The sequence below is a fragment of the Pseudomonas sp. A39 genome, assembly GCF_058145955.1.
Map to the genome: position 1 here is coordinate 22262 of NZ_JBYVMD010000059.1, position 6783 is coordinate 29044.

General features: G+C 62.5%; 9 protein-coding genes. All 9 read right to left on the reverse strand.

The window, feature by feature from the left end:
* Positions 1-93: 93 nt before the first annotated feature.
* Positions 94-1794 carry an urease subunit alpha gene (gene ureC, locus AC3ZU9_RS28200; RefSeq protein ID WP_046033944.1) on the reverse strand — a complete coding sequence of 567 codons (1701 nt, stop codon included), beginning with the start codon at positions 1792-1794 and terminating at the stop codon, positions 94-96.
* Positions 1795-1911: 117 nt separating this feature from the next.
* Complete coding sequence (locus tag AC3ZU9_RS28205) at positions 1912-2217, reverse strand: urease subunit beta (RefSeq protein ID WP_012721964.1); 306 nt, start codon at positions 2215-2217, stop codon at positions 1912-1914.
* Entirely contained in the window at positions 2214-2747 is a 534-nt protein-coding gene (locus tag AC3ZU9_RS28210) for a GNAT family N-acetyltransferase (protein WP_012721965.1), read from the reverse strand. The genes AC3ZU9_RS28205 and AC3ZU9_RS28210 overlap by 4 nt, the downstream gene beginning before the upstream one ends.
* 5 nt (positions 2748-2752) lie before the next feature.
* The gene (locus AC3ZU9_RS28215) at positions 2753-3265 is read right to left on the reverse strand and encodes a GNAT family N-acetyltransferase (protein ID WP_012721966.1); all 513 of its coding nucleotides are present in this window, start codon (positions 3263-3265) and stop codon (positions 2753-2755) included.
* 9 nt (positions 3266-3274) lie between these two features.
* Positions 3275-3577, reverse strand: coding sequence for an urease subunit gamma (locus AC3ZU9_RS28220; protein WP_010213535.1), 303 nt, complete (start codon positions 3575-3577; stop codon positions 3275-3277).
* 145 nt (positions 3578-3722) lie between these two features.
* Positions 3723-4562, reverse strand: coding sequence for an urease accessory protein UreD (locus AC3ZU9_RS28225; protein WP_490091646.1), 840 nt, complete (start codon positions 4560-4562; stop codon positions 3723-3725).
* A 30-nt stretch (positions 4563-4592) separates the two neighbouring features.
* Entirely contained in the window at positions 4593-5291 is a 699-nt protein-coding gene (gene urtE, locus AC3ZU9_RS28230; protein ID WP_012721968.1) for an urea ABC transporter ATP-binding subunit UrtE, read from the reverse strand.
* Between the two features lie 50 nt (positions 5292-5341).
* On the reverse strand, positions 5342-6175 hold the full coding sequence (urtD, locus tag AC3ZU9_RS28235; RefSeq protein ID WP_012721969.1) for an urea ABC transporter ATP-binding protein UrtD: 834 nt from the start codon (positions 6173-6175) through the stop codon (positions 5342-5344).
* Positions 6172-6783: ABC transporter permease subunit (locus tag AC3ZU9_RS28240; RefSeq protein WP_490091647.1), on the reverse strand; the 612-nt coding region annotated here is incomplete at its 5' end. The genes urtD and AC3ZU9_RS28240, both read right to left, overlap by 4 nt.

Sequence of the window (6783 nt, forward strand, 5' to 3'; positions counted from 1 at the left end):
TCATCACCCAATAAGGTATCGGTCATGACCTTGTCTTCGGCTACATCCCCGGCGGGCTCATCAGCCACACGTTGTACCCGCGACTGACCGACGTCAGAACAGAAAATAACGTTGGGCCATGGGTAACACCTCCGCCGGCTCGCACCACAGCAACACGCCGTCGGCCTTGACCTGATAGGTCTGTGGGTCCACCTCGATATCCGGCAGGTAGTCATTGTGGATCAAGTCGGCTTTCTGCACGTTCCGGCAGCCCTTGACCACGGCAATCTGCTTCTTCAAGCCCAGGGCGTCGGGCAATCCGGCGTCCAAGGCCGCCTGGCTGATAAAAGTCAGGCTGGTCGCGTGCAGCGAGCTGCCGAAGCTGGCGAACATCGGGCGGTAGTGCACCGGTTGCGGGGTGGGGATCGAGGCGTTGGCGTCGCCCATCAGGCTGGAGGCAATCGCGCCGCCCTTGAGAATCAGGGTCGGCTTGATGCCGAAGAACGCCGGACGCCACAGCACCAGATCGGCCCATTTGCCCACTTCGATCGAACCGACAATATGGCTGATGCCATGGGTGATCGCCGGGTTGATGGTGTACTTGGCGATGTAGCGTTTGGCGCGGAAGTTGTCGTTGCCGGGACCGTCGCCGGGCAAGGCGCCGCGTTGTTTTTTCATCTTGTCCGCGGTCTGCCAGGTGCGCGTGATCACCTCGCCGACGCGGCCCATGGCCTGGCTGTCGGAGCTGATCATCGAGAACGCGCCGAGGTCATGCAGGATGTCTTCGGCGGCGATGGTTTCGCGGCGGATGCGGCTTTCGGCGAAGGCCACGTCTTCTGCAATGCTTGGGTCCAGGTGATGGCAGACCATCAGCATGTCGAGGTGTTCGTCGATGGTGTTGCGGGTGAACGGCCGGGTCGGGTTGGTCGAGCTGGGCAGCACGTTGGGGAAGCCACACGCCTTGATGATGTCCGGTGCGTGACCGCCACCGGCGCCTTCGGTGTGATAGGTGTGGATGGTGCGGCCCTTGAGCGCGGCCAGCGTGGTTTCGACGAAGCCGGATTCGTTGAGGGTGTCGCTGTGGATCGCCACCTGCACGTCGTAGTCATCGGCCACGCTCAGGCAATTATCGATACTGGCCGGGGTGGTGCCCCAGTCCTCATGCAGCTTCAAGCCGATGGCGCCGGCCTTGACCTGCTCGATCAATGGCTCGGGCAAACTGGCGTTGCCCTTCCCGGTGAAACCGATGTTCATCGGGAACGAATCGCTGGCCTGGAGCATGCGCGCCAGGTGCCACGGGCCCGAGGTGCAGGTGGTGGCGTTGGTACCGGTGGCAGGTCCCGTGCCCCCGCCGATCATGGTGGTGACGCCGCTGGTCAGCGCTTCTTCGATCTGCTGTGGGCAGATGAAGTGCACGTGGGAGTCGATGCCGCCTGCGGTGAGGATCATGCCTTCGCCGGCAATCACTTCGGTGCTGGCGCCGATGGCCATGGTCACGCCGGGCTGGATGTCCGGGTTGCCGGCTTTGCCGATCGCGTGGATGCGGCCGTTTTTCAGGCCGACGTCGGCCTTGACGATGCCCCAGTGGTCGATGATCAGCGCGTTGGTGATCAGCGTGTCCACCACTTCATGGGCGAGCAACTGGCTCTGGCCTTGGCCATCGCGGATCACTTTGCCGCCGCCGAATTTCACCTCCTCGCCATAGACGGTGAAGTCTTTTTCGACCTCGACGAACAACTCAGTGTCGGCCAGGCGGACCTTGTCACCGACGGTGGGGCCGTACATGTCGGCGTAGGCTTGGCGGCTGATTTTCATGTGATTGCCCTGAAGATATGTGTTGAATATGAAATCGCTATCGGGGGCATGCCCCCTCCCACCTTTGTTGGGTGAACGCGGTCAAAACGTGGGAGGGGGCTTGCCCCCGATGAGGCCCTAAAGGTCGCCCATGATCCGCCCGGCAAACCCGAATACCCGTCGCCCGCCGCTCAAATCCACCAACTCGATTTCACGGCTCTGCCCCGGTTCAAACCGCACCGCCGTGCCCGCCGGAATATTCAGGCGCATGCCACGGCTGGCGGCGCGGTCGAAGGTCAGCGCGTCATTGGTCTCGAAAAAATGGTAATGCGAGCCCACCTGGATCGGCCGGTCGCCGCTGTTGGCCACACTGAGGGTGACGGTGCGGCGGCCGACGTTGAGTTCGATATCGCCAGGCTGGATCTGATATTCACCAGGAATCATGCAGGTTGCCCCAGGGTCTTGAAGTAGATGGCGGTCGGGCTGTAGCGCCCGTCCGGGCTTTGGCAGTAGTCGGGCAGCTCACCGATCTTGGTGTAGCGCAGCGACTGGTAGAAGGCTTCGGCCGGCGAGCCGGCTTCGGTGTCCAAGTACAGCAAGCCGCGCTTGTGCTGGCGCGCGGCGAGTTCCAGGGTGTTCATCAACTGTTGGCCCAGGCCATGCCGGCGCGCGCTGCTGTGCACCAGCAGCTTTTGCACCTCGGCGCGGTTCAGGCCATTGGCCTTCTGGCACAGCGCCAACTGCACGCTGGCGATCACCTGCTCGTCGCGTACCACGACCCATAGCAGCAGGCTGGCGTCTTCGATGCTCGCTTGTACGCCGCTCAGATAAGCGCGCGCTTGAGCCTCATCAAAGTCAGCCATGAAGCCGACCGAAGCACCGTGCTTCACCGCGTCCAGCAACAGCTCGATCAAACCCAGGCGGTAGTGGGCAAAACTTTCTGCATTGACTCGACGCAGGTGCGCGGCATTCATCGATCTCACTCCTTGGGCGGTTCCGCGCCCGGATTCAAAGCCAGTTGCATAAAGGTCAGGTCCAGCCAGCGACCAAACTTGATACCCACTCGGGGCATCTGCCCGGTGGTGATGAAGCCTTGGCGCTCATGCAGGCGGATCGAGGCCTGGTTGCCGCTTTCGATGGCGGCGACCATCACGTGTTTACCGCAGGTGCGGGCGCGTTCGATCAGGGCTTGCATCAGCAGTGGGCCGAGGCCTTTGCCGCGTTGGTCGTTGCGCACGTACACCGAGTGTTCGACGCTGTAGCGGAAGCCCTCGAAGGGGCGCCAGTCGCCGAAGGAGGCGTAGCCGGTGACTTCCGCGTTTTCGACGCTGACCAGGATCGGATAACCCTGGGCATGCCGTGCGCTGAACCACGCCTGGCGGTTGCCCAGGTCCACCGGTTGTTCGTTCCAGATCGCTGTGGTGTTCAGCACCGCGTCGTTGTAGATATCGCGGATCGCCGGCAAATCGTTTTGGGTAGCGTCACGAATCATGGCCGTGCCTCAGGCGATGGGTTGGTGGACGGTGACCAGCTTGGTGCCGTCGGGGAAAGTGGCTTCCACCTGGATATCCGGGATCATCTCCGGGATGCCTTCCATCACCTGTTCGCGGCTGAGCAGGGTGGTGCCGAAATGCATCAGGTCGGCCACGGTGCGGCCGTCGCGCGCGCCTTCCATCAAGGCGGCGGAGATGTAGGCGATGGTTTCCGGGTAGTTGAGCTTCACGCCGCGTGCCAGGCGCCGTTCGGCCACTAGGCCGGCGGTGAAGATCAGCAGTTTGTCTTTTTCCCGTGGGGTCAGGTCCATGGTTCAGTCCGTCGTGAAATACATTCGTAAATACAATGGAGATCAAGTGTGGGAGGGCGCTTGCCCCCGATAGGGCAGTGTCAGGCAATACATCTGTCACTGACCCACCGCTATCGGGAGCAAGCCCCCTCCCACATATTGATCTTCATGTGCTCCAGATTCGTGGTGCGACCGCCTCTCGCCCAAACATGACGGGGCGTAACAATTTCCATAAATCAATCAACCATCCCCGCGCCTGCAACGCTTCGCTGGCCAGGCAGCGGGCGACCAGCAAGCCGGGCAGTTGGGTCAGGTCGCCGCGCACGGCGTGGGGCAGGGCGCGGCAGTGTTCGAGTAATTCGGGCTCTATATCGCCGGTCACCAGCAGCGTGGCGAACACTGGTTGGCCGTCCAGGCCGATGGGCGAGTCGAGCAGGCCGTCGGCGCCCACAATGCGCTGGCGCTCGTGCCAGAGCAACTGGCCGTCGCGGCGGATATCCAGGTGCGATTGGAAGTGGCCGAGGTCGAAACGCTCATTGCTGGCCGGGCGCCCCAGGGCGACCACATCCCAGTAGAACAGCCGCGCATCGCCGTGCAGTTCGATACGCGTGGTGAGTTCGGCCTGGGCGGCACTGAAGACGATGGTTTCCTGGGGCAGCCACTCCAGCGTGGCGCCGGCTTCCACACAGAGGTCCAGTTGCTGATACGCCGGGCCGCCGGCGCGGTACCACTTGGCCGCGCCAGGGCTGGTCAATTGCGCCCAGGCGCCGGCGCCGACATGGGCGCTGATATCCAGGCGATCACCGCCGGCAATCCCGCCAGGCGGGTGCACGATAATGTGCTGGCACACCTCGGGGCCTTCGGCGTACAGGTGCTTCTGCACCCGCAGCGGGCCGAGGTGGCGGCGCATTACCGGGCGCGTGGTGTCGCCGAAACGCGCGTAGCCGAGTTCCAGCTCGGCGTGCCAGCTGGGGGTGAACAGGGCAGGGGAAACGGGCAGGTTCATGGCGTGTGCTTATCGTCAGGAGGCTACAGATTAGATGGTTACGAGACCACGTACACCCTCACGTTCCATATTTTCACCTCGGCCTTGCTGGACGATTTCACCCCGGGACATCACCAGGTACTGGTCGGCCAGTTCGGCGGCAAAGTCGTAGAACTGCTCGACCAGCAGGATCGCCATATCGCCGCGCTCGGCGAGTTTCTTGATCACTGCGCCGATCTCCTTGATCACCGACGGCTGGATGCCTTCGGTGGGCTCATCGAGGATCAACAGGCGCGGGCGGCTGGCCAGGGCGCGGCCAATCGCCAATTGCTGCTGCTGACCACCGGACAGATCGCCGCCGCGCCGGTGCTTCATTTGCAGCAGCACCGGGAACAATTCGTAGATGAAGGCGGGCACTTCCTTGGCTTCTGAGCCCGGAAAGCGCGAGAGCCCCATCAACAGGTTTTCTTCCACCGTCAGCCGCCCAAAAATCTCTCGGCCTTGAGGCACGTAGGCAATCCCCGCGTGCACACGCTGGTGCGGCTTGAACCCGGTAATGGCTTTGCCTTCCCAGTTCACCGCACCTTCTTTGGCCGGCAGCAAACCCATCAGGCATTTGAGCAAGGTGGTCTTGCCTACGCCGTTACGGCCGAGCAGGCAGGTGACTTCGCCGACTTTCACATCAAAGGACAGCCCGCGCAGGATGTGGCTACCGCCGTAGTACTGGTGCAGCGTGTCGACTTGCAACATGTTCAAAACCTCCACGATTCCCTTGTGGGCGCCAGCGCCCACATAAAGCCTCAGCGACCGAGGTAAACCTCGATCACCCGCTCATTTTCCTGCACCTGTTCCAGCGACCCTTCGGCCAGCACACTGCCCTGGTGCAACACCGTGACGTGGTCGGCAATCGAACCGACAAAGCCCATGTCGTGTTCCACCACCATCAACGAATGCTTGCCCGCCAGGCGCTTGAACAGTTCGGCGGTGAACTCGGTTTCAGCGTCAGTCATGCCCGCCACCGGTTCGTCCAGCAGCAACAGTTGCGGGTCCTGCATCAGCAGCATGCCGATCTCCAGGAACTGCTTCTGGCCGTGAGACAGCAGGCCCGCCTGGCGATGCGCCGAGGCCGTCAGGCGGATGGTGTCGAGCACTTCCTCGATACGGTCTTTCTGCTCGCCGCTCAAGCGCGCGCGCAGGCTGGCCCACACCGATTTGTCGGTCTTCTGCGCCAGCTCCAGGTTTTCGAACACGCTCAACGCTTCGAATACCGTGGGTTTCTGGAACTTGCGGCCGATGCCGGCCTGGGCGATCTGCACTTCGCTCATGCCGGTCAGGTCGAGGTTTTCACCAAACCAGGCGGTACCGTGGCTGGGGCGGGTCTTGCCGGTGATCACGTCCATCAGCGTGGTCTTGCCCGCGCCGTTGGGGCCGATGATGCAGCGCAATTCCCCGACGCCAATGTAGAGGTTCAAGTCGTTGAGGGCCTTGAAACCGTCGAAGCTGACGCTGATGTCTTCCAGCGTCAGGATGGTGCCGTGGCGGGTGTTGAGGCCCTTGCCGGCGGCCTGGCCAAGGCCGATGGCATCGCGGCCGCTGCCCGCATCAAAAACAGGTTCGAGCATGACGTTCCTCATTTCTTCAGCAAGCCGATGACGCCCTTGGGCAGGTACAGGGTGACGATGATGAACAGCGCCCCAAGGAAGAACAGCCAGTATTCCGGGAAGGCCACGGTAAACCAGCTCTTCATGCCGTTCACCACACCGGCGCCGAGCAATGGGCCGATCAGCGTGCCGCGCCCGCCCAACGCCACCCACACGGCGGCTTCGATGGAGTTGGTCGGCGACATTTCGCTGGGGTTGATAATGCCCACTTGCGGCACATACAACGCGCCCGCCAAACCGCACAGCACGGCGCTCAACACCCAGACGAACAGCTTGAAGCCACGGGGGTCGTAGCCGCAGAACATCAGACGGTTTTCGGCATCGCGCAACGCGGTCAGCACCCGGCCGAACTTGCTCTGTGCCAGCCGCCAGCCGAGGAACAAACTCGCCACCAGCAGCGCGACGGTGGCCACAAACAACACGGCCCGCGTGCCTGGCTCGGTAATACCAAACCCCAGGATGCTGCGGAAATTGGTGAAGCCGTTGTTCCCGCCAAACCCGGTCTCGTTGCGGAAAAACAGCAGCATCCCGGCGAAGGTCAGGGCCTGGGTCATGATCGAGAAATACACGCCCTTGATCCG